Raw genomic sequence first — 22,758 nt, 5'->3', positions numbered from 1 at the left:
CTTCATTGCTCCTTTAATCTTCTGCCATCCAGCTTCGCAATATCTTCGCGAAATCTTCTGGCGACTCTTGTGCTAATTTTTCCAGTTGTTTCTGCTTCAATGTTGCTTCTGTTTCCGGTGCATCATCAATCTCTTCCACACTAACTGCTGGGGATACAACTTCTGGCATGTCATCCATTTCACTTTCTTCTGCTTGATTTCTTCTCGAACGAATTAACATGAAGATCAGTACCGCTACAGCCGCTAATAAAATACCGCCAGCGATATATGCCCAAATTGGAATTCCTGCTTTCGCTGCATCATCAGCTTGTGTATTCGTACTCTTCGCAAAAGGCTGGAACACAACAGAAATACTGTTTTCCGGATTAATTGCCTGCGCTGCTTCTGCATCTACTGATGTGGATACAATTGAATTCAAAATTGATGTGATACTTTCTTCAACATTGGTTTGCTCTTGCGCACTCAGCTGTTCTATCTCGCCATTTTGTGCAGATGCATTTTTATTGCTGTCTACCGCCACCTGGATACCGATGTCTTGAATGCTGTATGGACTCTCTGTAATTTCTTTCTTAATCTTATTGAACTCATAGTTTACAGATTCTTTTACATTGTTATAAGCACCATCACCAGTTGTTTCTTCTTCAGCGGCGACGTTTGGAACTTCTTCTTCTCCAGTTCCCGCTACACCAGCTTCTTCTCCTGGCTCACCTTCGTACGTTTCTGTGATCGTTTCTACACTTACTGGAAGACCTTCATTGTTTTCTTCATCAACTGGTTCAACCAGTTCTTCTGTACGTGTTTCCTGATCGAAGTTTATATCAGTTGTAACAGATACCCGCACATTTTCAGCGCCTACCATAGCTGCTAGCATTTGCTGTACACGCTGCTGAAGCCCTTGCTCCACTTCCTGCTTGATGCCCATTTGACTCGTGTAAGCATCTCCGCCGCCGGCTTGCGCTGTTTCCATATTGATGTATTCAAAGTCCTGGTTAGTGATAACAATATTATCTTCTGGAAGATTAGGTATTGTTTTCGAAACAAGGCGATACATTGCTTCTACTTGATTCGGCTGAAAGTCGTATCCCGTTTCTGTGTTCAGCACGATGGACGCGGACGCTTCTTCCTGCTCATCAGTAACAAACACCGGATCAGAAGGCTTATTAATCATTACTTCCGCACTCTTAATGCCGTCTATATTCGTCAATAATGATGCCACTTCCGTTTGAAGGGCATCCAGCTTGATAACGTCAAATTCATTATCCGTCATGCCCCAAGATGCATTGTTACTAAAGAAGGAGTAATCAATACTTCCCGTCTCTGGCAGTCCTTCAGCAGCCAAATCGACAAGCAGTCCTTCTGCTTCTGCATCTGGCACAAGGATAGTGGTGCCCTTTCCTTCTAATTCATAGGTAATACCTTTTGCGTCCAATTCTTCCTTAATCTGCCCGGCTTCTTGTGCGGATAGGTCTTTGTACAGCGGCACCATCGTTTCCTTTGATGCAAAAAAAGATGAGATACCGATGATTAAGATAAGAAGAATTGGGGTACCTATTAGTAAAGCTTTTTGCCAGGCTGGTCTTGTTTGCCAGAATCCAGCCATCTTTTCTTTGTATTTAGCAATTTGCTGATTCATTTTGTTCCCCCAAAGCTAGGTCAAATTCATAACAACAGCATGTCCGATTAAACAGAAGATTCTCCTTCTGTTACATAGACATGCGCATCATTTCTGTATAAGCGTCGATCGCTTTCCTTTGTACTTGAACAGCTGCATCCATCGCTACACTTGCTTTTTGAGACGCAATCATAACATCATGCAAATTTGTGACTTCTCCAGCTGCCAGCGCTTCTGTCATCTTATCCGATGCTTGCTGGGTTTCATTCAAACTATCAACTGCTGTTTTCAAGCTCTCAGTAAAACTTGCTTGTGCTTGTCCTGGTGTAGCTTGTTTGACTGAAGATAAGCCATTTAGCCCACTCAATCCGCTAATACCTTCAACTGCCATGGTTTATCCTCCTTTATTTACCGATTTCCAATGCTTTTTGAAGCATACCTTTTGTCGCATTCATTGCTGTTACGTTTGCTTCATATGAGCGAGTAGCGCTAATCAAATCTGTCATTTCCTTTAATGGATCAACATTGGGCATCGCGACATACCCTTCTTCGTTTGCATCTGGTGATGTGGGATTGTATACCATTTGGAAGGGGGTTTCATCTTCAGTAATCTCTGATACCCTAACACCGCTTGAGGATTGCTTCCCGCCTTGTGCGCGTTCTAAAAATGAAGAAAAAGTATTAGAATCACGTGACTCCAGAGATACCATTTTTCTTCGATACGGAACATAATTTCCATCCTCATCGATTGTTGCCCGAGTCGTCTCTGCGTTTGCAATGTTAGACGACACAACATCCATTCGCAGTCGCTGTGTAGTAAGTGCGCTTGCACTTATATTCATAGATGAAAAAATTGTCACGATTAATTGCCTCCCTTAATAACTTTGGATAAACTATTGAATTTTCCGCTTATCCGATCAGCAAGCGCTTGATAGTACAGCTGGTTGTCGGCTAATTCCGACATTTCCTTATCTATATCTACGTTATTGCCGCTGTTTGAATAGGAAGTGCCTTCTTTCTTGGTTACCAGAAAAGCTGATGAACTATCAGAACTGCCGAAAGCGAGGTGTTTGAGGTTGGTGCGCTTGGCAGTAAATGCAGCATTCATCGTCTGCTCAAAAGTGTTTTTGAAGGAAACTGTTTCCGCTTTAAATCCTGGTGTATCTGCATTTGATATATTATTGGCAATGGTTTGATTTTTTAGATTGGCAAAATCCAATGAACGATCTAATTTCTGAATCGTCCCTCCATATAGGTCCATTGTCGTCCCTCCTAGAGTGCTATGTATATTGTCGAATTAGCTCTAATGTACAGGATAATTGTATTGAAAGGAGGTACGTGTGTCTATATGTTCTGTGATAATTTTCTTATATTTTACAAAATGGTCTAAGCATACTAATCCTATATACCTATAACAGTTACAATTACTTACATATTTCGCGGATATTACGATATTAACTTTTTTGAGAGACTGATATTAATCTACTAGACAATTCATCTATCCTGCTTAATTACCTTTCTTTTTCTAACTATCTGAATATATTTTACTAGACTAAAATGTTTCTTTTCGAAATATATGTAAGGGTTTTCTTTGAATTTCTTTCATTCTAATAATTTTCTAGTATAAGAGTCACAGTTTTAATACAAAAAAAAGAAGCAGGCCAGAATGCCTGCTTCTTTCTAATTAACTTGTATGTTTTTGCAGCTCTACTAAGAATTTATTGTTAAGAACTTTGATATATGTTCCTTTCATTCCTAACGAACGAGATTCGATAACACCTGCACTCTCAAGCTTACGCAGCGCATTGACAATTACGGAACGGGTGATACCGACGCGGTCGGCAACTTTACTTGCTACAAGTAAGCCTTCACTTCCATCCAATTCTTCGAAGATATGCTCGATAGCTTCTAATTCGCTATAAGACAAAGAACTAATCGCCATCTGTACGACCGCTTTGCTGCGTGCTTCTGTTTCAATTTCCGCTGATTTTTGATGCAATATTTCCATACCTACTACTGTGGCACCGTATTCTGCCAGCAGAAGATCATCGTCACTGAAGTTCTCTGCAATTCTGCTTAAAATTAAAGTACCTAGGCGCTCTCCACCGCCGATGATTGGTACAATTGTTGTTAACCCGCCTTGGAAAAGATCTTTATTCTCGACAGGGAAAGCCGTGTATGGGCTGTCGATATCAATATTAGCTGTTGTCTGCTGAATTTGGAATAAACTATCTGTATATTCTTTCGGGAACTGTCTTTCTTCCAGCATTTGTTTCATCCGGTCATTTTCAATTGCCTGGTTAATGCTAAAGCCGAGCAGTTTACCGCGACGGCTGACAATGAACGTGTTACTCTCAATAACTTGCTGAAGTGTTTCCGACATATTATTGAAGTTAACAGCCTTTCCTGCTGTCTTTTGCAGCATAAAGTTTATATCTCTTGCCTTATCTAATAATTTCATGTTGTCCTCCTGTGATTTATAAAATATACTGGCTCAAATCTTTGTTCTTTGCAATGGATGCCAGTTTGTCATCTACATAACTTGGTGTAATTTCTATTGTGCCCATCGTGATATCTGATGCTTCAAAACTCAAGTCCTCCAGAAGCTTCTCTAAAATCGTATGAAGACGCCGGGCACCAATATTATCGGTTTCCTGATTCACTTCAAAAGCCACTTCTGCTAGTCTGGTAACAGCTTCGTCCGTAAACACGACATTTATACCCTCTGTTTCCAATAAAGCTTGATATTGTTTCAGCAGCGCATTGGAAGGCTCGACAAGAATTTTTTTGAAGTCTTCTACAGACAGCTTTTCCAGTTCTACACGGATTGGGAACCTGCCTTGCAGTTCTGGTATAAGATCGGAAGGTTTAGCCATATGAAAGGCACCTGCTGCAACAAATAGGATGTGATCAGTCTTTACCGGCCCGTACTTTGTTGTAACAGTCGACCCTTCGACAATAGGAAGAATATCACGTTGTACACCTTCACGTGATACATTGGCGCCTTGATCCCCTTTAGCAGCTACTTTATCAATCTCATCAATAAAGATAATACCGGACTGCTCTACTAACTGAACGGCCTCTTGTGATACTTCGTCCATGTCTATCAGCTTTTGTGCTTCCTGCTGGACGAGCAGCGGACGTGCTTCGGATACTGGCAGCCTGCGCTTTTTCTTTTTCTTTGGCATAAACTGACCAAGTGCATCCTGCATATTCATGCCCATCTGCTCCATTCCGGAGCCTTGGAGCATATCAAACATGGATGATTGCTGTTCTTCGATTTCGATGGTCACCATTGTATCTTCCAATTCACCCATCTCAAGCATGCGCTTAGTGCGTTCACGCTTCGATTCTGTTTCGTCGGAAGTTTTTTCATCTAGCTCTTCGTGCTGCTGCTGATTGAAGAGCATTTCGAGAGGATTTTTAAAATTGTTATGCTGCTTTTTCGTTTCCGGCACAAGTAGCTTCACAAGCCGTTTATTCGCTTGTCTTTCCGCCTTCTCGGTCACAGATTCAAGCTTGTTTTCTCGTACGATTCTGACAGCAGCTTCAACTAAATCGCGGACCATGGATTCTACATCACGCCCAACATAGCCAACTTCCGTAAATTTAGTTGCTTCTACTTTAACGAATGGCGCACCAACAAGCTTCGCAAGTCTTCTGGCAATCTCTGTCTTCCCTACACCTGTCGGACCAATCATCAGAATATTCTTCGGCGTTATCTCATCACGTAAGTCACTGCTCAGCATCATACGACGATAACGGTTCCTAAGCGCGACAGCAACCGATTTTTTGGCACTCTTCTGCCCAATAATATAACGGTCCAGCTGCGCCACAATTTGTTTTGGTGTCAAATTTGTCTCCATCTTAACGCCTCCTATTCCAGAGTTTCCAACGTGATTTGATCATTTGTGAATACACAAATTTCTCCTGCAATCTCCAGAGCTGCACGAGCAATTTCAGCAGCAGACTTTTCTTCGGAATATCTTTTCAGTGCACGGCCGGCACTCAAAGCAAAATTACCGCCAGAACCAATTGCCAGAATATCGTCATCTGGTTCAATTACTTCGCCAGTTCCGGAAACTAGGAACATTTGCTCCTTATTCATTACAATGAGCATTGCTTCAAGTTTTCGGAGCACTTGATCGCTTCGCCATTCTTTTGCCAATTCGACAGCTGCCCGCGCAAGATTGCCATTATAGGCCTCAAGTTTGCCTTCAAACTTCTCAAACAACGTAAAAGCATCCGCCACAGATCCAGCAAAACCTGCCAGCACCTGTCCTTTAAATAGTCGTCTGACTTTCTTCGCTTTATGCTTCATGACTACTTGATTGCCAAGCGTCACCTGTCCATCTCCTGACATTGCACACGTACCCTTATGACGTACGGCGAAAATCGTGGTCGCATGAAATTCCGAACTCATCTCTAGTCCAACTCCTTTATTCCCGATTCGCTCTCGGATGGCTATTCATATATATCGTACGCAAACGATCTTTCGTTACATGCGTATAAATCTGTGTAGAAGATAAATGCTCATGTCCGAGCAACTCCTGCACTGCACGCAAATCAGCACCTTCATTCAGCATGTGCGTGGCAAATGTGTGGCGCAGCTTGTGCGGATGCAGGTGCATATGTACAGCGGACTGCTCAACCAATTTATTCAGAATGAGACGAATACCCCGTTCCGTTATCGGTTTTCCTCTGCTGTTCAGAAATAGCTTGTCGGTGTTTTCTTGCGATTTCTCTAAAAGACGGCGGCGGCCATCCTCTACATAGGTCCGGATTGCTTTCTCCATAAAGCTGCCGAACGGAATATACCTCTCCTTGCGCCCTTTCCCTCGTACTAGCACAGTTCCAATGGACATGTCGATATCATCCAAAGTCATACCAGCGCATTCACTGACCCGCATTCCTGTTCCGTACAAAGACTCCAAAATAGCTTGGTCTCGCTGCCCTAAAGGTGAATCCAAGTCAGACGCATCAAACAGCTTATCAAGTTCCTGTTCATACAGAAAGCTCGGTACATAAGCCGGCGCTTTCGGCTGTACAAGACGCAGAAATGGATTAGCTGAAACGACATCCTCGCGCTCTAAAAACTTATAAAAAGCACGCAAGCTGGATATCTTCCGGGAAACAGTTCGCCTGGAAAGCTTACGATCATATAATTGTGTAAGAAACACGCGGACAACACCAGGATCAACCTGTTCAAACTGAATCGCTTCCGTTTGAAGGAAATCAAGGAAAAAATTCACATCATTCAGATAATAGTAAACGGTATGTGAAGAAGCATGCTTCTCCACTTGCAAGTAAGATTTAAACGCTTGTATATACTGTTCTGCTTTTTTCAATTTGATCTCCCCACTTCAAGCGTATAAAGCTTATCATAACTTCGAGCGCATAAGCAAACGATAAAAGCAAGTTGTGGAAAAATTCTGAATTGGTGTCCATGCCGACTAGTAAAGCTTACAATTACTCTTACTTCGTTGGCGGTCTATTTCCATCCATTACTGTTTATATGCATCTAGGCGCTTTGCTTGTACCTCTCAAGTGTCAAGCAAAATCCCTTTCCAATCCGTTATTATAGACCTCACATAAAACTGTGTCAAACTATTTCCCGTATATATGTTTATTTTAACTAATTCTTAACAGTTTAAACAAAAACTCCGGCTTACCAAAAGCCGGAGTCTGCTTGCCCTACTGCTGTACTTCTTCTTTATAATCGCAGCTTGAGCATGTAATTTGTGTGCCCTTCTTCGCTTTCTTTTCCACAAGCATAGAAGCACATTTTGGACAAGGTCTGGATATCGGTTTGTCCCAGCTTAGGAAATCACAGTCAGGATAACGATCGCACCCATAAAAGACGCGGTTCTTCTTCGACTTACGCTCTACTACTTCGCCCTCTTTACATTTTGGACATGTTACACCAATCTTCTTCAGAATTGGCTTTGTATTCCGGCAGTCCGGGAAATTGGAGCAAGCGAGGAATTTACCGTAACGCCCCATTTTATATACCATCTCATGACCGCATTCTTCGCAATCAATACCGGCAGGTTCATCGCGTATCTCGATTTTTTCCATTTCCTGTTCAGCTTTTTCCAATCTTGTGTCAAAGCCTTTATAAAACTCATCGATGATGGTAACCCACTGTGTTTTGCCATCTTCTACATGGTCAAGGTCTTCCTCCATCTTAACCGTGAATTCTAAATCGATAATTTCCGGGAAGAATTCCTTCAGAATATCAATTACAATTTCGCCTAGTTCTGTCGGAACAAAGCGTTTATTATCAAGTGTTACATAGCCGCGGCGCTGAATTGTGTCCAATGTCGGTGCAAATGTAGATGGTCTTCCGATTCCTTGCTCTTCCATCGTACGTACGAGGCGTGCCTCTGTATAACGTGGAGGCGGCTGCGTAAAATGCTGATTTGGCGTAATTTCTTCCGCTTTCACTTGCATGCCTTCTTCCAAATTTGGAAGCATTTTATCTTTCTCGTCCTTATTATCGTCGTTTCCTTCAACATAGACTTTCATGAATCCTTTAAATTTCACTTTAGATCCTGTTGCACGGAATTCGACACCTTCATTGGTTAAGTGCACCGTCATTGTATCCAAAACCGCTTGTGACATTTGGCTTGCAATGAAGCGTTCCCAGATGAGCTTATACAGTCTGAACTGGTCACGAGAAAGGATTGCTTTCACACTATCCGGATGGCGGAAAGCGGATGTAGGACGAATACCTTCATGGGCATCTTGTGCGCCTTCTGTTTTCTTCGCCTTCGCTCCCGCTCCGAGGAATTCCTCACCATACGTTTCTTTAATAAAGTTAGCTGATTCTTCCTTCGCGGTGTTCGAGATTCTGGTAGAATCGGTACGCATATACGTGATCAAACCAGTAATGCCGCCTTCTTTTTTCCCTAAATCAATACCTTCATACAGCTGCTGTGCAACCATCATCGTTTTACGTGCACGGAAGTTCAACTTGCGAGCTGCTTCTTGCTGCAGAGATGAGGTTGTAAAAGGAGCTGCCGGGTTACGCTTACGTTCCCGTTTGTTTACTTTATCTACTTGGAAGTCTTTACCGTTTAATTTACCAAGTATTTCTTGAACTTCTTCTTCAGATGCAAGGCTGACCTTCTCACCGTCTACTCCGTAAAAGGCTCCTTCAAAGCTGTTTTTACCGGATTGGAACGCTGCATCAATGGACCAATACTCCTCCGGAATGAAAGCTTTGATTTCGTTTTCGCGGTCCATAATCATTTTAACAGCTACCGATTGGACTCGTCCCGCACTTAATCCTTTTTTCACTTTTTTCCAAAGTAAAGGACTGATATTGTAACCAACAAGTCGGTCCAAGATTCGACGTGCTTGCTGTGCATCGACCAAATCCATATTAATGCTGCGTGGATGCTTGAAGGATTCTTTAATAGCATCTTTGGTAATTTCGTTAAATACGACACGGCAATCTGAATTTTCATCTATATTTAAGCTATGCGCAAGGTGCCAGGCAATTGCCTCTCCCTCGCGATCGGGATCGGCTGCGAGATACACTTTTTTCACTTTCTTCGCGGCACTTTTCAATTCTTTTAGCACAGGGCCTTTTCCGCGGATGGTAATATAGCGCGGCTCAAATGATTCCTCGACATTGATACCCATCTGACTCTTAGGTAAGTCTCGAATATGTCCCATCGATGCTTTTACTTTATATTTTTTTCCTAAATATCGTTCAATTGTTTTCGCTTTTGCTGGAGATTCCACGATTACAAGATAATCTGCCATATTGTTTCCTCCCAAGAGGTTTTTCTTTTCTGTTCTCTTTTTTGTATATTATTTGATAAATCTTCCCTATTATTGAATACTTAACTTCTGTTTGTCAAACATAACTTGCTATTTTTTGTAATATAAGAGCTAAAAAAATGCTAGTTTCTACTATTATAGTGTGCCCAATTTGTCTTATTCTGTTCCCATTCCTCTAGCAGCTGTCCTGGTTCAAATATAATCCCAGCTCCCTCTGAAATCATTTGATGACACCCTGCTGTTTGGGCATTGAGCGGATCACCTGGAATGGCAAAAACTTCTCTTCCTTGTTCAAGAGCATGCATCACTGTATGCATGGAGCCGCTTTGCTTTTTCGCTTCTACAACGACGGTGCAAAAACCCAGTGCGCTAATAATTCGATTGCGCTCCGGGAAATGATGCTTACGCGGTGGCTGGTCGGGATAATACTCACTAATCAGGAGCTGTGATTCTGCCATTGTCTCAAATAATTTTTTATTGGAAAGCGGGTAAATATGCTGCAATCCGCTGCCCAAAACAGCAATGGTGCTTCCATGAACGCGCAAGGCAGCATGATGAGCCATGCTGTCTATTCCTTTGGCCATGCCGCTGACAATTGTCCATCCAGCTGATGCTAAAGGCTCTAGTAAGTATGCTATTTTTCCTGGCGCAGCATGTGTCGGCTGACGGCTGCCGACAACACTGACAGCGGGCATTTGGTGAAGCAGTTCAAGTCTGCCAGCAGCGTACAATACAAGCGGTGCATCCGGAATTAATCGCAGAACAGCTGGGTAAGCTGCATCAAAACAGGTTATTGTATGAAAGGTTTGCACAGCTTGTTCAATTGCGTACCGATGAGAAGCGTCTTGCAGTGCGCGGAATAGTTTCCCTGCAAAATTCTCAGAGAGGTGGTAGTGCAGTCTCAATTCTTGTGAGGTTGCATGTAGGAGGTTATCCAGTAGAGGATCGCATGCGAGGATATGCCGCATTAGCTTACGCCGTCCTTGGAGCACACGATGTAACAATAACAGTCTTTCCCGTTTCTCCAATATCTCACTCCTGTCTTTAAAAAAGATAAGAAAGCGGGCCGACTGTTCGGCCCACTTTCATCTTAATGTGTCTGACAGATTTCGTACAGTCCTTTTTCTTTCAAAACTTCAATCAGCGTCTCACCCATAACAGCAGGTGTATCCGCGACCTTCACTCCGCATGCTTCCAAAACTTTCATCTTTTCAGCTGCAGTGCCTTTCCCGCCGGAAATGATTGCCCCAGCATGCCCCATTCGTTTTCCTGGAGGTGCTGTTGCGCCGCCGATAAAACCGACTACCGGCTTTGTCATATTATCACGAATCCATTCAGCGGCTTCTTCTTCTGCCGTACCGCCAATTTCTCCGATCATAATAACCGCTTCTGTCTCACGATCCTCATTGAAAGCTTTTAAAACATCAATAAAGTCTGTGCCATTTACTGGATCCCCGCCAATACCGACAGCTGTGGACTGTCCGATGCCAGCTTGTGTAAGCTGATGCACTGCCTCATACGTAAGGGTGCCGGAACGAGATACAACGCCGATATGACCTTTTTTATGGATATAACCTGGCATGATGCCGATTTTACATTCGTCAGGTGTGATAACACCTGGGCAGTTCGGTCCTACCAATCTTGTATGCTTGCCTTCCATTGCGCGTTTCACACGCACCATATCCATGACTGGGATATGTTCTGTGATGCAGATTACTAAATCTATCTCTGCATCTACCGCTTCCAAAATTGCATCCGCAGCGAACGGAGCTGGTACGTAAATAACCGAAGCGGTAGCTCCAGTTTCGTGTACAGCCTCTTTCACTGTATTATAAACCGGTACGCCTTCCACTTCCGTACCGCCTTTTTTCGGCGTAACACCCGCAACGATTCGGGTACCGTATTCGATCATCTGCTTTGTGTGGAATAGTGCAGTAGAACCAGTAATACCTTGTACGAGTACTCTTGTATCTTTATTAATGAAAACACTCATGTATTTGTACCTCCCCCGTTAGTTTACAAGTGCAACGATTTTCTCAGCCGCATCAGCCATGGAAGATGCTGAAGTGATATTCAGACCGGATTCTTCCAACAGCTGCTTACCTTGCTCTACATTCGTACCTTCCAGACGCACAACAAGCGGAATGTCCAGTCCGACTTGACGAGATGCACTAATGACACCTTCTGCAATTACGTCACACTTCATGATGCCTCCGAAAATATTAACCAAGATACCTTTTACATGTTGATCAGCCAAAATGATTTTAAACGCCTCGGTTACTTTTTCTGTTGTAGCACCGCCCCCAACATCGAGGAAATTAGCGGGATCTCCGCCGTAATGCTTAATAATATCCATGGTAGCCATGGCTAGACCAGCACCATTTACCATACAGCCGATATTCCCGTCTAAGGAGATATAGCTCAAATCATATTTTGACGCTTCAATTTCTTTTTCATCTTCCTCATCGAGATCACGAAGTCCAGCGATATCTTTATGTTTGTATAATGCGTTTTCATCAAAGTTCAATTTAGCATCCAGTGCCAATACCTGACCGTCCCCTGTCGTAACAAGCGGGTTGATCTCAGCAATCGAGCAATCCTTCTCCACGAATGCCTGATACAAACTCATCATGAAACCAACAGCTTTGTTTAAGGATTCTGGCGGGATGTTGATTGCAAATGCCAGTCTTCTAGCTTGGTAGCCAGTCAACCCGACAACAGGGTCAATCGTTTCCCGGAAAATCTTCTCCGGTGTCTTTTCAGCAACTTCCTCGATCTCTGTGCCGCCTTCTTCAGAAGCCATCATGACAATACGAGAAGTGCTGCGGTCAAGAACAAGACCGATATAATATTCCTTCTGGATATCACAGCCCTCTTCTATGAGAAGCCGTTTAACCTCTTTCCCTTCAGGGCCTGTCTGATGCGTCACAAGCGTTTTGCCTAAGATTTCCTCCGCATATGTACGAACTTCATCCAAGCCCTTCGCTACTTTAACTCCGCCTGCTTTACCGCGTCCGCCGGCGTGGATTTGCGCTTTGACAACGCATACATTTGTGCCTAAGCTTTCAGCTGCTTCCACAGCATCCTCGACACTAAATGCCACTTTACCAGCAGGAACAGACACACCAAACTCACGTAAAACCTCTTTGCCTTGATACTCATGAATATTCATTCTGTACCCTCCCCGTCAGATTCCGTGCATGACTATTGTAAACGATTTCTTTTAGAAATGTCTACCAAAAACTATAGAAAATACAGAATCTATATAAAACTTTGAAACAGATAGGAAGAAGATAACGCAGTTTTAATGAAAATTTATGAAAGTGCTTTCATAAGAGAATTTATGGAAGAAGCACCCTGTAATAGGATGCTCACTCTCCGGCTCGTTTGTCTGCTTGATAGATGAAAGCAAAAACTTCTGCCACAGCTTCGTATAAATCCGCTGGAATGGTATCATTTACCTTTAATTCACCTAATAAGCCTACCAATGCAGGATCTTGCTGGATTGGAATACCGTTATCTTCTGCTCGCTTGATGATAGCTTCAGCTGTTAAACCATACCCACTCGCTGTCAGTACAGGGGCGTGCTGCTTTGCTGCATCGTATTTTAAAGCTGCTGCTTGGCGTACAGAATGCTTGTCTGTCATATCCGGAAATCGACTCCTCTCTGCTCGAAGGGAACGTTTGGTTTTGCAGCAGCATACTGACCAGCTGGATTTGCTTTGCTCGGCAAAGAATATTTTACGGAAGATAGATGATAACCGCTTTTTTCCAATGCTGTCTTCAGTTTGTTCTGCAGCGGCCGCATCGCAGCCTCTGCAGCATCTGATTCTGTATAAATATGCAAACTAACTGCTTTTTTCTGCACAAACATATCGACTACCAGCTCTTTTAAAACAGGCATGTCTAAATAGAACATGATGCGGGAATGTTCTGCAGATAATTGGCCATCTGCTTCTTTTCTGCTTTCGATGTTCAGCAGCATATCCTTATTCAGACCAAACGGCGCACCAGGCAATTGCAGCTGGATATAAGCCATTTGTTTGTCATCTTGAACTTGAAGCAGTTGACTGCCCGTAATTTGCTGCAGCAGCTGCGTAGATAGGTCTGCTTTCTCGCCAGCTGCTGCATGTTGCTGAAGCAGCAATCCTTTTAAAGGCAGCTCTGTTACATTAGCGGCTGCCACATCGTGTTCATAGGAATATCCCGTCATCCGTAACACATCTTGTAATAACGACATAAAAAATGCACCGTCTTTGCTTCGTTCATTCCGCTGTACCAGTTGAAGAAGCTGCAGCATATCAGCAGTCTTTGCTAATAGCTCCTCATGCTTCGGATGGCTTTTTGTGAGCATTTCTTGTAAACGCTGAGCTGTTGTGACCATGTCGAACGCACTTAATGCTTGATTTACGCTGGCTTGAACGTGTTGCGGTAATGGCTGATCCGGAAACATACGAAGCAGCTGCTGCGCTGTAGAAAGTGCTGTCTGCGCATTTGACTGCGCTGCAGTAATCGGCTTGGCAGCTTGCTGTAGTTCTTCCATAAATAATTGCAAAGCATTCGGGAACGGCATTTTACTGTCCTTAGACAAGCTGTTCATAAATAACTGCTGCAAACTTTGTATATCCATTGCTTTCATTGTCTTTGTGTCAAATGCAAGCCACTCTTCTTGCCACGCGTTATATGTTGGTGGATTGGAAGGAAAGAATGGCCGAATCGCTTGATACGTATCCTGCGTGCCTGTTTTCACTTCTTGCACAATCTGCTGCACAAGCTGTGCGCTATTTCCTGCGGCACTAACGGGCGCCAATTTACTAAGTACGTTTTGAAGAGGCTGGTTTACTTTTACGTCCGCTGACGAAACTTGGGCCAGCTGCTGTATGGAAGCTGTCATATCCATCGTTTGACGCGCTGTAATTGCTTGCAGTACATTTGCTGATAGCGGCAGCTGCCGTTTCAGCATAACTTGCAGTGCATCTTTGCTGACCTCCATAAGGTACGGTTCCTGTTGCTGAAGAAGCTGCAATGCTCGTTTCAACTCTGGCATCGTAAAAGAGATTTGCTGTTTTCGAAGCGTTTCTACAAAACTGCTAGTTGTGCTGTTTACCTTATTGCCAGTGAGTTCTATTAAATTTGCGATACTGCTCTGCTTTTCTGTTGAATGCGGAAGAACTTGCAGCACTGGGCGCTCGCCGCCTTCTTTGACTTCAAACCAATACGTACCCCCAGCTGCTAACTGCGTTTGTAATTCCGCGATTACCTGTTTGGCGCCAATTTGCAGCAACGCCTTGTTATCAGGATAAAACTTATTGATTTTGCCGGTGACAATTTCACCTGTCCGCAGCATTTTTTCCTGCAGCTGTGTTGCTTGCATAAGCTTACCAGCTGCTTGAATTGATTGTTGGTACATGCTGTCGCTTCCCTTCTAGACGCGGGAAAGTTCCTTCACAGGACCAAAAGTCGTCCGATGAAGAGGTGTTGCCCCTTGCGTTTGCAAAGCTTCAAGATGCTGCTTTGTACCGTAGCCCATATTGTCTTTAAAACCATAGCCCGGGTACTCTCTATCAGCATCTTTCATAAGCCGGTCGCGCGTTACTTTGGCAATAATACTGGCTGCCGCAATACTTACGCTCCGCTGATCTCCTTTAATAAGCGATTCGTAAGAACATGACAATGTATCCAGCGGCATAGCATCGACCAACACGTGGTCAGGCTGCTGCTCCATTGCCTCGACAGCTTCCATCATTGCTTGCTTTGCAGCTTGATAGATATTAATTTCATCAATCCGCTTACTTGACACAATACCAACCCCATAAGCTGTGCAAGACGTGATTATTTGCTCATATAATGCTTCTCTTTTTGCTTCGCTCAGCTGTTTAGAATCATTTAATCCAGCTATGTAGACTTCTCTCGGTAAAATAACGGATGCTGCCACGACCGGCCCAGCAAGTGGACCTCTGCCCGCTTCGTCGATACCAGCAATATACTTTTTTCCATCTGCGTAAGAAGCATTTTCAAAGCTGCACATTTCAGTGTATAAATCACGAAGTTCTTTTTCCTTCGCTTTTTTCCGTTGATGTGTCGCTATCAGCTTTTGAACACCGGCACGATGGTCTTCCTGCCAGGAAGTAAGCATCTCATTTGAGTACGTGCCTTCATGTAAATGAGAGCGTATTTGCTGAATCGTCAGTGCGTCTTTCATTAAACTATCTCCCTTTTCTCTGTTTATCGGTCAGCACAGCAAAAAATAAAGACATACATAAAAAATATGTATGTCCAATTATTCTGCTGCTGGCTTTTCAAATGTAACATTAGCTATACGCTTACTGCGCAGGTCGCGAATAACTATTTCGTACGTTTTCTCATAGTTAATCATACCGCCGCCTTCTAGAGCACCTCGGATACGGCCAATATGCGTGAACATCTCTACCACATCTGCATCAGCAAGATTATCGATTCCATATCTCTCGGATAGCTGAGCCGGATAATGTTCTTTTAAATAAGAAAGGATGAATGTAGCGACTTCTTCCATCGGCAAAATCTGATCTTTGATTGTACCGATTGCAGCTAACACAAGACCTACTTGCGGATCCTCAAATTTCGGCCATAATATCCCTGGTGTATCCAGTAATTCGAAATCTTTTTTTACTTTGATCCATTGCTGCTGTGTCGTGACACCTGGTCTGTCGCCTGTTTTGGCTATTTTCTTGCTTGCAAGCCGGTTGATCAGCGTCGATTTTCCTACATTCGGTATACCAATAATCATCGCACGGCCGGGAGGAGGATTTTGCAAGCCTTTGCGTTTCCATCTTTCCCGTTTGGCTGCATGCATATCATGCGCCCGCTGAATAACACGTTGTACGTCACCTTTTTCATCTGCATTAACAGCAAGTGCCGGCGTTCCTTGTTCCTCGTAATAACGAATCCAAGCATCTGTCACCGATTTGTCTGCTAAGTCTTTTTTCATGAGTACAACCATTTTTGGCTTATTGCCAAGTACTTTTCGGAGCATCGGATTTTGCGATGCTTCTGGCGCTCGTGCATCGACCAGTTCAATGACAAAATCCACCAGCTTTAATTTTTCTTCTACTTCTCTTCTAGCTTTGGCCATATGACCGGGAAACCATTGAATCGTCACGAGAATATGTTCCTCCTAATTTGTCAGACCGATGCGATTTAGCGGCCAGAAAGTCAGCTGTACTTTCCCAACAATCTGATCCTCGGGTATCAGCCCAATATATCTGCTATCGGTTGAGTTTCTGCGATTATCCCCGAGTACGAGTACATAGCCTTCTGGAATCTCCTCGTAATTACCCGGCAAATCTTCAAGCTTAAAATCATTGGTCAAATTACCGCCGTCTGCTAGCGCTTCTTTCTCACTTTCCAAATACGGCTCTTCTACAACTTCACCATTTATATATAAGGTATCATCAATCATTTCAACATGATCGCCCGGGATACCGATCACACGTTTTATATAGTCTTTCTCTTCCGTGGCATGGAAAACAACGATATCTTTCCGTTCCGGATCGTGCAAATGATAACTGAGTTTATTTACAATCATAAAATCATTATCATGCAATGTCGGCTGCATGGAAGGCCCGTCAACTACAATCGGGGCAAACAAAAACATCCGAACCACAACAGCAATGATAACAGCGATGACCAGTGCTTTTAGCCAATCCAGCCATTCGTTTTTTTGTTTGGCCATGCAGAAGCCTCCAATTGTCTAATAAAATGTCATAATAGCAAAAAAAGAGCTTGACGAAGCAAGCTCTCTTTTCTGGTACTTAGCGGATTTCTTTGATACGAGCAGCTTTTCCGCGAAGTTTACGTAGGTAATAAAGTTTCGCACGACGTACTTTACCGCGACGGCTAACTTCAATTTTATCCAAACGTGGGCTGTGTACTGGGAAAGTACGCTCTACACCAACGCCTGAAGAAATCTTACGTACTGTGAAAGTTTCTGAAATTCCACCGTTTTGACGTTTGATTACAACGCCTTCAAATAGCTGGATACGCTCGCGAGTACCCTCTACTACTTTAACGTGTACTTTAACCGTATCTCCGGCACGGAATTCAGGATGATCAGCGCGAAGCTGTTCTTTTGTAATGTCATGAATTAATTCCTGCATTCTGTTCAACTCCTTCTCACCAATGCTCATTCTCGTATAAACGACAGCGGAACATTGTAATATAATGCTTACCGTTGTAAGCACAGCATTAAATATATCATATTTACATCATGAATTCAAAGCATTATTTAATCTTTTTGCCACTTTTTCACTTGGTCGCGTTCTTTGTCGGAAAGTGCCGCATCTGTAAGCAGGTCAGGTCTTCTCGTAGCGGTTCGATATAGTGACTGTTCCCGGCGCCAAGCCTCAATCTTACCATGGTCACCTGATGTAAGTACCTCTGGCACTTGCATACCGCGGAAATCCGCTGGGCGTGTATAATGCGGATGCTCCAATAAGCCAGTTGAAAACGAATCTTCTGGGGCAGATGAGGCATTGCCTAGTACATCCGGCAATAATCTTACAACACTATCAATAACAGCCATAGCACCAATTTCTCCGCCTGTAAGCACATAATCACCAATTGAGATCTCATCCGTTACAAGGTTTTCACGGATACGTTCATCATATCCTTCGTAGTGACCGCAAATGAAAATCAAATGCTCTTCTTTCGCTAATTCTTCTGCTTTCTTTTGGTTGTATGGTTCTCCCTGCGGACACATGAGTACGACACGAGGTTTAGCAGCCCCTTCTGTTACATGCTCTATCGCATCAAAGATAGGCTGCGGCGCCAATACCATTCCTGCTCCGCCGCCATATGGATAGTCATCAACCTTTTTATGTTTGTTTGTTGTAAACTCTCGGAAGTTCACTAAATTCGGCTGAAAAGCACCGAGTTCCTGCGCACGTTTTAAGATAGAATGCTGCAGCACACCTTCGAACATTTCCGGAAATAAAGTTAATATATCAATTTTCATAGATCCAGTAATCCTTCCATTGGCTCGATGACAATTTTCTTTGCATCTACGTCGATATGTTTGACGACGTCTTCAATATAAGGTAATAGCAAATCCTTCTGCTTCACGCGTTGCACAACCCAAACATCATTTGCTCCTGGAGAAAGGATTTCTTTCACTTTACCAAGCATTTCTCCTTCTGTTGTCTCAACAGAGCAGCCAATAATCTCGTGATAATAGAACTCATCTTCTTCTAAATCACCCAGCTGATCCTCTCGCACTTTAAGGACACCGCCTTTCAATCCTTCCACCTGATTGATGGTGGTATACCCTTGGAATGTAAGCAAATCAAATGATTTGTGCTGTCGATGCGTTTGAATAATTAGTTTCTGCGGCTTGCTGTTTTCATCTTGGAACCAATAAAGCTCCTGTCCCGGCTCAAATCGTTCATCAAAATCGGTAATTCTGACAACTCGTACTTCACCAGCAATTCCATGTGTATTAACAACTTTTCCTACATTGAACATTTTAATATCCATTATATCTCACCTTTATTATTCGATCCGGATGACAGTGCCATCCTGGATGACGATTTTCTGTGTTGTAAGCTCGTCCCACTTCATGCCTACTTCAACTTCAACAAGAGCTTCAACCTCTTGGACTAAAATCTCACTGCCAATTGGCAATACGTCCAGCTGACTGAGCTGGAATTCAATCGAAGCTCTCTTTTCCTGCCGCTTTCTAATTTCTGATTGGAAACGGTTATGTACATCCTGTTTGGATACGCCTTGTTTCTTTTCTAGCTTCCGTTTCTCGAACAACAGCTGTTGACTCTCTTGGTCAAGTTGATGCGCAGCCTTTTGAAGACGCTCTCTGATTGCTGTTTTGCTGGATTCAGTAATCACTTCATCGACGCGCAGTTTTCGGATGATCTTCATTGGACACCTCCGGCTTTCTGCTGGCAAAACTTTTTTACATGGTAAAAAAGGGAAAGGTTTCCCTCTCCCTTTTACCTAATATCCAGATAAATGCGTTTACCGTAATCAGCGCCCGCTCGCAGCACCGTACGCAAGGCACGTGCATTGCGGCCGTCCTTGCCGATCACTTTGCCAATATCAGATTCATGCACATGAAGCTGATAGGTGACCTTATGCTGCTCTTCCTGTTCGTACACGACGATTTGCTCAGGAAAATCAACAAGCGGAGCAACCATCGCTTCAATGAGTGCTTTCAGAATCGATCAGCCCTTTACTTCTGGTTTTTTGCGTCGTGGAACTTTTTCAAAATGCCTTCGTTAGAGAAAAGATTGCGAACTGTATCGCTTGGTTTCGCACCTTTAGCCATCCAATCAAGAGCTTTCGCTTCATCCATTTTAACCTCAGCTGGGTTAACTGTTGGATTATATGTTCCGATTTGCTCGATAATACGTCCGTCACGAGGAGAACGAGAATCAGCAACTACTACACGATAGAAAGGGTTTCTTTTAGAACCCATACGTTTTAGACGAATTTTTACTGCCATGTTGTTGCACCTCCAAAATAATGTTTCTCACAAGAATAGATTGTATCAGATTAAATAATCACTGTAAAGGGTTTTTACATTACATAAACGGAAATTTCATTCCGCGTTTCTTTTTCCCCTTTTGCATGTTGGTCATCTGCTTCATCATTTTCTTCATATCTTCAAATTGCTTCAGCAGACGATTGACCTCAGAAACGCTGCGGCCAGAGCCTTTTGCGATCCTTTTTTTACGGCTGGCATTGATCAGAGACGGTTCCTGACGCTCTTTGCGCGTCATGGATTGAATAATCGCCTCGACATAAACAAGCTGTTTTTCATCCAGCTGTACGTTTTTCATGCCCTTCATTTTTCCTGCACCTGGAAGCATATCTAATAAATCATCCAGCGGCCCCATTTTCTTCACTTGACTCATCTGCTCAAGAAAATCGTCAAAAGTGAAACTCATGCTGCGCATTTTTTCTTCTAAATCACGCGCCTGCTTCTCATCAACGTTTTCCTGTGCCTTCTCAATAAGGGAAAGCACGTCCCCCATGCCAAGGATACGGGATGCCATACGCTCCGGATGGAAAGCTTCCAGCTGATCTGTCCGCTCTCCCATCCCGACAAATTTAATCGGTTTGCCGGTTACAGCACGAATGGAAAGCGCTGCTCCGCCTCGTGTGTCGCCATCAAGCTTTGTCAGCACCACACCAGAGATGTCAAGCTGACTATCAAAGCTCTCCGCCACGTTCACAGCATCTTGTCCAGTCATCGCATCTACAACGAGAAAAATCTCTGCAGGCTTAACGTCTGTCTTAATCTGCGTCAACTCATCCATAAGCTTCTCATCAACATGCAAACGACCGGCTGTATCGATAATCACATAATCATGATGCTCTTCTTTTGCTTTCTTTATTGCCTCATTGGCGATATCAACCGGATTGGCTTCTGTTCCCATAGAGAAAACAGGAAGACTGAGCTGTTTTCCTAGTGTCTCCAGCTGATCAATAGCCGCTGGACGGTATACGTCAGCTGCCACGAGCAATGGGTTCCGGTTATGCTTTTTACGCAAATGATTCGCCAGCTTACCGGTTGTCGTTGTCTTACCAGCACCTTGCAGACCGACCATCATAATGACAGTCGGCGGACGATCCGCCGTAGCAATTTTGCTTTGTTCACCGCCCATAAGCTGTGTGAGCTCTTCTTGGACGACTTTAATAACCTGCTGACCAGGTGTTAAGCTCTCCATTACTTCCTGTCCGATAGCACGCTCTTTAATTTTATTAATCAGCTGTTTAACGACCTTGAAGTTAACGTCGGCTTCCAATAACGCCAGTCTTACTTCACGTGTCATTTCTTTTACGTCTTGCTCTGTAACTTTACCGCGCCCGCGTATTTTCTGAATCGTACTCTGCAGTCGGTCGGCTAATCCTTCAAATGCCATGGAATCGACCTCCTAATCTAATTCTTTTATCTGCATGATCAGGTTCTGAGCATGCGGCTGGGCGTCCGAGTCTATTGTCTCCTCGAGTTCATCCAGCAGCGTGCTTCTTTCCTTAAATCGACCATACAAGTTTAGCTTTTTTTCATAGCTTTCAATCATTGTTTCCGTGCGCCGTATATTATCATAGACTGCCTGACGGGATACGTCGAATGATTCTGCGATTTCTCCTAAAGATAAGTCCTCTAAATAATACATTTCCATATAACTGCGCTGCTTCGGCGTGAGCAGTGCTTGATAAAAATCGAAAAGATAGTTCATTCGCGTCGTTTTTTCTAACATATAGCGCACCCCTTGTTAAGTGAAATGCCTTTACAAAATTGTAGCCAACAAAGTGCACAGCTGTCAAGAACCTGCTACTCAGCCTGTTCTTCTTCCTGCATTAAATCAGCAAATAAACCATATACAAAGGCGTTCGGATCGAACTCCTGCAAATCTTCCATTTGTTCACCGAGACCGACGAATTTAACCGGAATCTGCATTTCGTTTCGAATTGCCAGCACGATACCACCTTTTGCGGTACCGTCTAGTTTGGACAGAACAATCCCAGATACCTGCGCAGTCTCTTGGAAGGTTTTCGCCTGCGCTAGTGCATTTTGACCTGTTGTAGCATCCAGCACGAGCAATACTTCATGAGGAGCACCTGGTACTTCACGCTCTATCACACGATGCACTTTATTCAGCTCATTCATCAAGTTAACTTTGTTCTGCAAACGACCAGCTGTATCACAGAGCAGAACATCCGCACCGCGTGCCTGAGCTGCTTTGATACCATCATAAATGACAGCAGCTGGATCGCTTCCTGCGTTGTGGCGGATTACTTCCACGCCTGTGCGCTCTCCCCAAACTTGAAGCTGCTCAATAGCTCCAGCCCGGAACGTATCTCCCGCCGCCATAACAACTTTTTTTCCTTCGTTCTTAAGCTTATATGCCAGTTTACCAATGCTCGTTGTTTTACCGACACCATTAACACCAACAAACAGATAAATCGTCAAGCCATTTTCGTTCATTTGCAGTTTTTGCGGCTGTTCGTCTTCATCGCCTTGATAGATTTCGACTAGTTTTTCTGAAATAACGTCTTTCAGCTGACTGCTGTCTTTAATATTCTGCCGTTTCGCTTCCATGCGAAGCTCGTCTACTAAATCCATCACAGTCGTGACGCCCACATCAGAACCAATCAGAACTTCTTCCAGCTCCTCGAAGAAATCTTCGTCGACTTTCCGGTAGCGCGCCATCAAGTTATTCATTTTGTCAGAAAAGGATGTTCTGGTTTTTTTCAGACCTTCTTTGTACTTTTCAGGTGTTTGTTCATCTGTTGTGTTGTTTTCAGGATTTTTGAATTTATTTTTCAGTTTCTGAAAAAAGCTCATTTTGTTCTTCCTT

26 protein-coding genes are annotated in these 22,758 nt (G+C 43.5%); all 26 read right to left on the bottom strand.

Features of this window, described 5'->3' with window-relative positions; genetic code table 11:
• Positions 1–13: 13 nt before the first annotated feature.
• The gene (gene fliF, locus KS242_RS07980) at positions 14–1,633 is read right to left on the bottom strand and encodes a flagellar basal-body MS-ring/collar protein FliF (RefSeq protein ID WP_217323831.1); all 1,620 of its coding nucleotides are present in this window, start codon (positions 1,631–1,633) and stop codon (positions 14–16) included.
• 70 nt (positions 1,634–1,703) lie between these two features.
• The gene (fliE, locus tag KS242_RS07975; protein WP_217323830.1) at positions 1,704–2,003 is read right to left on the bottom strand and encodes a flagellar hook-basal body complex protein FliE; all 300 of its coding nucleotides are present in this window, start codon (positions 2,001–2,003) and stop codon (positions 1,704–1,706) included.
• Between the two features lie 13 nt (positions 2,004–2,016).
• Positions 2,017–2,472 (bottom strand): flagellar basal body rod protein FlgC, encoded by a 456-nt coding sequence (gene flgC, locus KS242_RS07970; RefSeq protein ID WP_217323829.1) that lies wholly within the window; start codon positions 2,470–2,472, stop codon positions 2,017–2,019.
• A 2-nt stretch (positions 2,473–2,474) separates the two neighbouring features.
• Positions 2,475–2,873, bottom strand: a complete 399-nt coding sequence (flgB, locus tag KS242_RS07965) for a flagellar basal body rod protein FlgB (RefSeq protein WP_217323828.1) — start codon at positions 2,871–2,873, stop codon at positions 2,475–2,477.
• 423 nt (positions 2,874–3,296) lie between these two features.
• Positions 3,297–4,073 (bottom strand): GTP-sensing pleiotropic transcriptional regulator CodY, encoded by a 777-nt coding sequence (gene codY / locus KS242_RS07960; RefSeq protein WP_217323827.1) that lies wholly within the window; start codon positions 4,071–4,073, stop codon positions 3,297–3,299.
• A gap of 16 nt (positions 4,074–4,089) precedes the next feature.
• Positions 4,090–5,478, bottom strand: coding sequence for an ATP-dependent protease ATPase subunit HslU (gene hslU / locus KS242_RS07955; protein ID WP_217323826.1), 1,389 nt, complete (start codon positions 5,476–5,478; stop codon positions 4,090–4,092).
• A gap of 11 nt (positions 5,479–5,489) precedes the next feature.
• Entirely contained in the window at positions 5,490–6,035 is a 546-nt protein-coding gene (hslV, locus tag KS242_RS07950; protein ID WP_077309599.1) for an ATP-dependent protease subunit HslV, read from the bottom strand.
• Positions 6,036–6,051: 16 nt separating this feature from the next.
• Positions 6,052–6,960 (bottom strand): tyrosine recombinase XerC, encoded by a 909-nt coding sequence (gene xerC / locus KS242_RS07945; protein WP_217323825.1) that lies wholly within the window; start codon positions 6,958–6,960, stop codon positions 6,052–6,054.
• A gap of 346 nt (positions 6,961–7,306) precedes the next feature.
• Positions 7,307–9,385, bottom strand: coding sequence for a type I DNA topoisomerase (gene topA, locus KS242_RS07940; RefSeq protein WP_217323824.1), 2,079 nt, complete (start codon positions 9,383–9,385; stop codon positions 7,307–7,309).
• Between the two features lie 140 nt (positions 9,386–9,525).
• On the bottom strand, positions 9,526–10,431 hold the full coding sequence (gene dprA, locus KS242_RS07935) for a DNA-processing protein DprA (protein ID WP_254391840.1): 906 nt from the start codon (positions 10,429–10,431) through the stop codon (positions 9,526–9,528).
• Positions 10,432–10,493: 62 nt separating this feature from the next.
• On the bottom strand, positions 10,494–11,396 hold the full coding sequence (gene sucD, locus KS242_RS07930) for a succinate--CoA ligase subunit alpha (protein WP_097040400.1): 903 nt from the start codon (positions 11,394–11,396) through the stop codon (positions 10,494–10,496).
• Positions 11,397–11,414: 18 nt separating this feature from the next.
• Positions 11,415–12,575, bottom strand: a complete 1,161-nt coding sequence (gene sucC, locus KS242_RS07925; RefSeq protein WP_217323823.1) for an ADP-forming succinate--CoA ligase subunit beta — start codon at positions 12,573–12,575, stop codon at positions 11,415–11,417.
• 199 nt (positions 12,576–12,774) lie between these two features.
• Positions 12,775–13,050: an EscU/YscU/HrcU family type III secretion system export apparatus switch protein gene (locus tag KS242_RS07920; RefSeq protein WP_217323822.1), complete on the bottom strand. Its 276-nt coding sequence runs from the start codon at positions 13,048–13,050 to the stop codon at positions 12,775–12,777.
• Positions 13,047–14,813 (bottom strand): hypothetical protein, encoded by a 1,767-nt coding sequence (locus KS242_RS07915; RefSeq protein WP_217323821.1) that lies wholly within the window; start codon positions 14,811–14,813, stop codon positions 13,047–13,049. Before KS242_RS07915 ends, KS242_RS07920 begins: the two co-directional genes overlap by 4 nt.
• Positions 14,814–14,828: 15 nt before the next feature.
• On the bottom strand, positions 14,829–15,605 hold the full coding sequence (locus KS242_RS07910) for a ribonuclease HII (RefSeq protein ID WP_217323820.1): 777 nt from the start codon (positions 15,603–15,605) through the stop codon (positions 14,829–14,831).
• A 78-nt stretch (positions 15,606–15,683) separates the two neighbouring features.
• Positions 15,684–16,541 (bottom strand): ribosome biogenesis GTPase YlqF, encoded by an 858-nt coding sequence (gene ylqF, locus KS242_RS07905; RefSeq protein WP_217323819.1) that lies wholly within the window; start codon positions 16,539–16,541, stop codon positions 15,684–15,686.
• A gap of 15 nt (positions 16,542–16,556) precedes the next feature.
• Complete coding sequence (gene lepB / locus KS242_RS07900) at positions 16,557–17,114, bottom strand: signal peptidase I (RefSeq protein ID WP_217323818.1); 558 nt, start codon at positions 17,112–17,114, stop codon at positions 16,557–16,559.
• Between the two features lie 79 nt (positions 17,115–17,193).
• Entirely contained in the window at positions 17,194–17,538 is a 345-nt protein-coding gene (gene rplS / locus KS242_RS07895; RefSeq protein WP_077309621.1) for a 50S ribosomal protein L19, read from the bottom strand.
• 128 nt (positions 17,539–17,666) lie between these two features.
• The gene (gene trmD, locus KS242_RS07890; protein WP_077309623.1) at positions 17,667–18,395 is read right to left on the bottom strand and encodes a tRNA (guanosine(37)-N1)-methyltransferase TrmD; all 729 of its coding nucleotides are present in this window, start codon (positions 18,393–18,395) and stop codon (positions 17,667–17,669) included.
• Positions 18,392–18,913 carry a ribosome maturation factor RimM gene (rimM, locus tag KS242_RS07885; RefSeq protein ID WP_217323817.1) on the bottom strand — a complete coding sequence of 174 codons (522 nt, stop codon included), beginning with the start codon at positions 18,911–18,913 and terminating at the stop codon, positions 18,392–18,394. The genes trmD and rimM overlap by 4 nt, the downstream gene beginning before the upstream one ends.
• 15 nt (positions 18,914–18,928) lie before the next feature.
• A complete protein-coding gene (locus KS242_RS07880; protein WP_077309627.1) occupies positions 18,929–19,312 on the bottom strand; it encodes a YlqD family protein in 384 nt (127 codons plus the stop codon).
• Positions 19,313–19,383: 71 nt separating this feature from the next.
• The gene (locus tag KS242_RS07875; protein ID WP_077309629.1) at positions 19,384–19,608 is read right to left on the bottom strand and encodes a KH domain-containing protein; all 225 of its coding nucleotides are present in this window, start codon (positions 19,606–19,608) and stop codon (positions 19,384–19,386) included.
• A 14-nt stretch (positions 19,609–19,622) separates the two neighbouring features.
• On the bottom strand, positions 19,623–19,895 hold the full coding sequence (gene rpsP, locus KS242_RS07870; RefSeq protein WP_077309632.1) for a 30S ribosomal protein S16: 273 nt from the start codon (positions 19,893–19,895) through the stop codon (positions 19,623–19,625).
• 79 nt (positions 19,896–19,974) lie between these two features.
• The gene (ffh, locus tag KS242_RS07865) at positions 19,975–21,318 is read right to left on the bottom strand and encodes a signal recognition particle protein (protein ID WP_217323816.1); all 1,344 of its coding nucleotides are present in this window, start codon (positions 21,316–21,318) and stop codon (positions 19,975–19,977) included.
• A gap of 12 nt (positions 21,319–21,330) precedes the next feature.
• Positions 21,331–21,657, bottom strand: coding sequence for a putative DNA-binding protein (locus KS242_RS07860; RefSeq protein WP_217323815.1), 327 nt, complete (start codon positions 21,655–21,657; stop codon positions 21,331–21,333).
• Between the two features lie 74 nt (positions 21,658–21,731).
• Positions 21,732–22,745 carry a signal recognition particle-docking protein FtsY gene (ftsY, locus tag KS242_RS07855; RefSeq protein ID WP_217323814.1) on the bottom strand — a complete coding sequence of 338 codons (1,014 nt, stop codon included), beginning with the start codon at positions 22,743–22,745 and terminating at the stop codon, positions 21,732–21,734.
• Between the last annotated feature and the right edge of the window lie 13 nt (positions 22,746–22,758).

Origin of the sequence: Terribacillus sp. DMT04 (assembly GCF_019056395.1) — a bacterium.
Lineage (GTDB): Bacteria > Bacillota > Bacilli > Bacillales > Amphibacillaceae > Terribacillus > Terribacillus aidingensis_A.
Note: the sequence above shows the minus strand (reverse complement) of the source record. Positions and strands in the feature narration are given on the sequence as shown.

Coding starts and splice junctions, on each gene's coding strand:
- fliF (WP_217323831.1), bottom strand. CDS start 1,633: ATGAATCAGCAAATTGCTAAATACAAAGAAAAGATGGCTGGATTCTGG.
- fliE (WP_217323830.1), bottom strand. CDS start 2,003: ATGGCAGTTGAAGGTATTAGCGGATTGAGTGGGCTAAATGGCTTATCT.
- flgB (WP_217323828.1), bottom strand. CDS start 2,873: ATGGACCTATATGGAGGGACGATTCAGAAATTAGATCGTTCATTGGAT.
- codY (WP_217323827.1), bottom strand. CDS start 4,073: ATGAAATTATTAGATAAGGCAAGAGATATAAACTTTATGCTGCAAAAG.
- hslU (WP_217323826.1), bottom strand. CDS start 5,478: ATGGAGACAAATTTGACACCAAAACAAATTGTGGCGCAGCTGGACCGT.
- hslV (WP_077309599.1), bottom strand. CDS start 6,035: ATGAGTTCGGAATTTCATGCGACCACGATTTTCGCCGTACGTCATAAG.
- topA (WP_217323824.1), bottom strand. CDS start 9,385: ATGGCAGATTATCTTGTAATCGTGGAATCTCCAGCAAAAGCGAAAACA.
- sucD (WP_097040400.1), bottom strand. CDS start 11,396: ATGAGTGTTTTCATTAATAAAGATACAAGAGTACTCGTACAAGGTATT.
- sucC (WP_217323823.1), bottom strand. CDS start 12,575: ATGAATATTCATGAGTATCAAGGCAAAGAGGTTTTACGTGAGTTTGGT.
- KS242_RS07920 (WP_217323822.1), bottom strand. CDS start 13,050: ATGACAGACAAGCATTCTGTACGCCAAGCAGCAGCTTTAAAATACGAT.
- KS242_RS07915 (WP_217323821.1), bottom strand. CDS start 14,813: ATGTACCAACAATCAATTCAAGCAGCTGGTAAGCTTATGCAAGCAACA.
- KS242_RS07910 (WP_217323820.1), bottom strand. CDS start 15,605: ATGAAAGACGCACTGACGATTCAGCAAATACGCTCTCATTTACATGAA.
- lepB (WP_217323818.1), bottom strand. CDS start 17,114: ATGGCCAAACAAAAAAACGAATGGCTGGATTGGCTAAAAGCACTGGTC.
- rplS (WP_077309621.1), bottom strand. CDS start 17,538: ATGCAGGAATTAATTCATGACATTACAAAAGAACAGCTTCGCGCTGAT.
- trmD (WP_077309623.1), bottom strand. CDS start 18,395: ATGAAAATTGATATATTAACTTTATTTCCGGAAATGTTCGAAGGTGTG.
- rimM (WP_217323817.1), bottom strand. CDS start 18,913: ATGGATATTAAAATGTTCAATGTAGGAAAAGTTGTTAATACACATGGA.
- KS242_RS07880 (WP_077309627.1), bottom strand. CDS start 19,312: ATGAAGATCATCCGAAAACTGCGCGTCGATGAAGTGATTACTGAATCC.
- rpsP (WP_077309632.1), bottom strand. CDS start 19,895: ATGGCAGTAAAAATTCGTCTAAAACGTATGGGTTCTAAAAGAAACCCT.
- ffh (WP_217323816.1), bottom strand. CDS start 21,318: ATGGCATTTGAAGGATTAGCCGACCGACTGCAGAGTACGATTCAGAAA.
- KS242_RS07860 (WP_217323815.1), bottom strand. CDS start 21,657: ATGTTAGAAAAAACGACGCGAATGAACTATCTTTTCGATTTTTATCAA.
- ftsY (WP_217323814.1), bottom strand. CDS start 22,745: ATGAGCTTTTTTCAGAAACTGAAAAATAAATTCAAAAATCCTGAAAAC.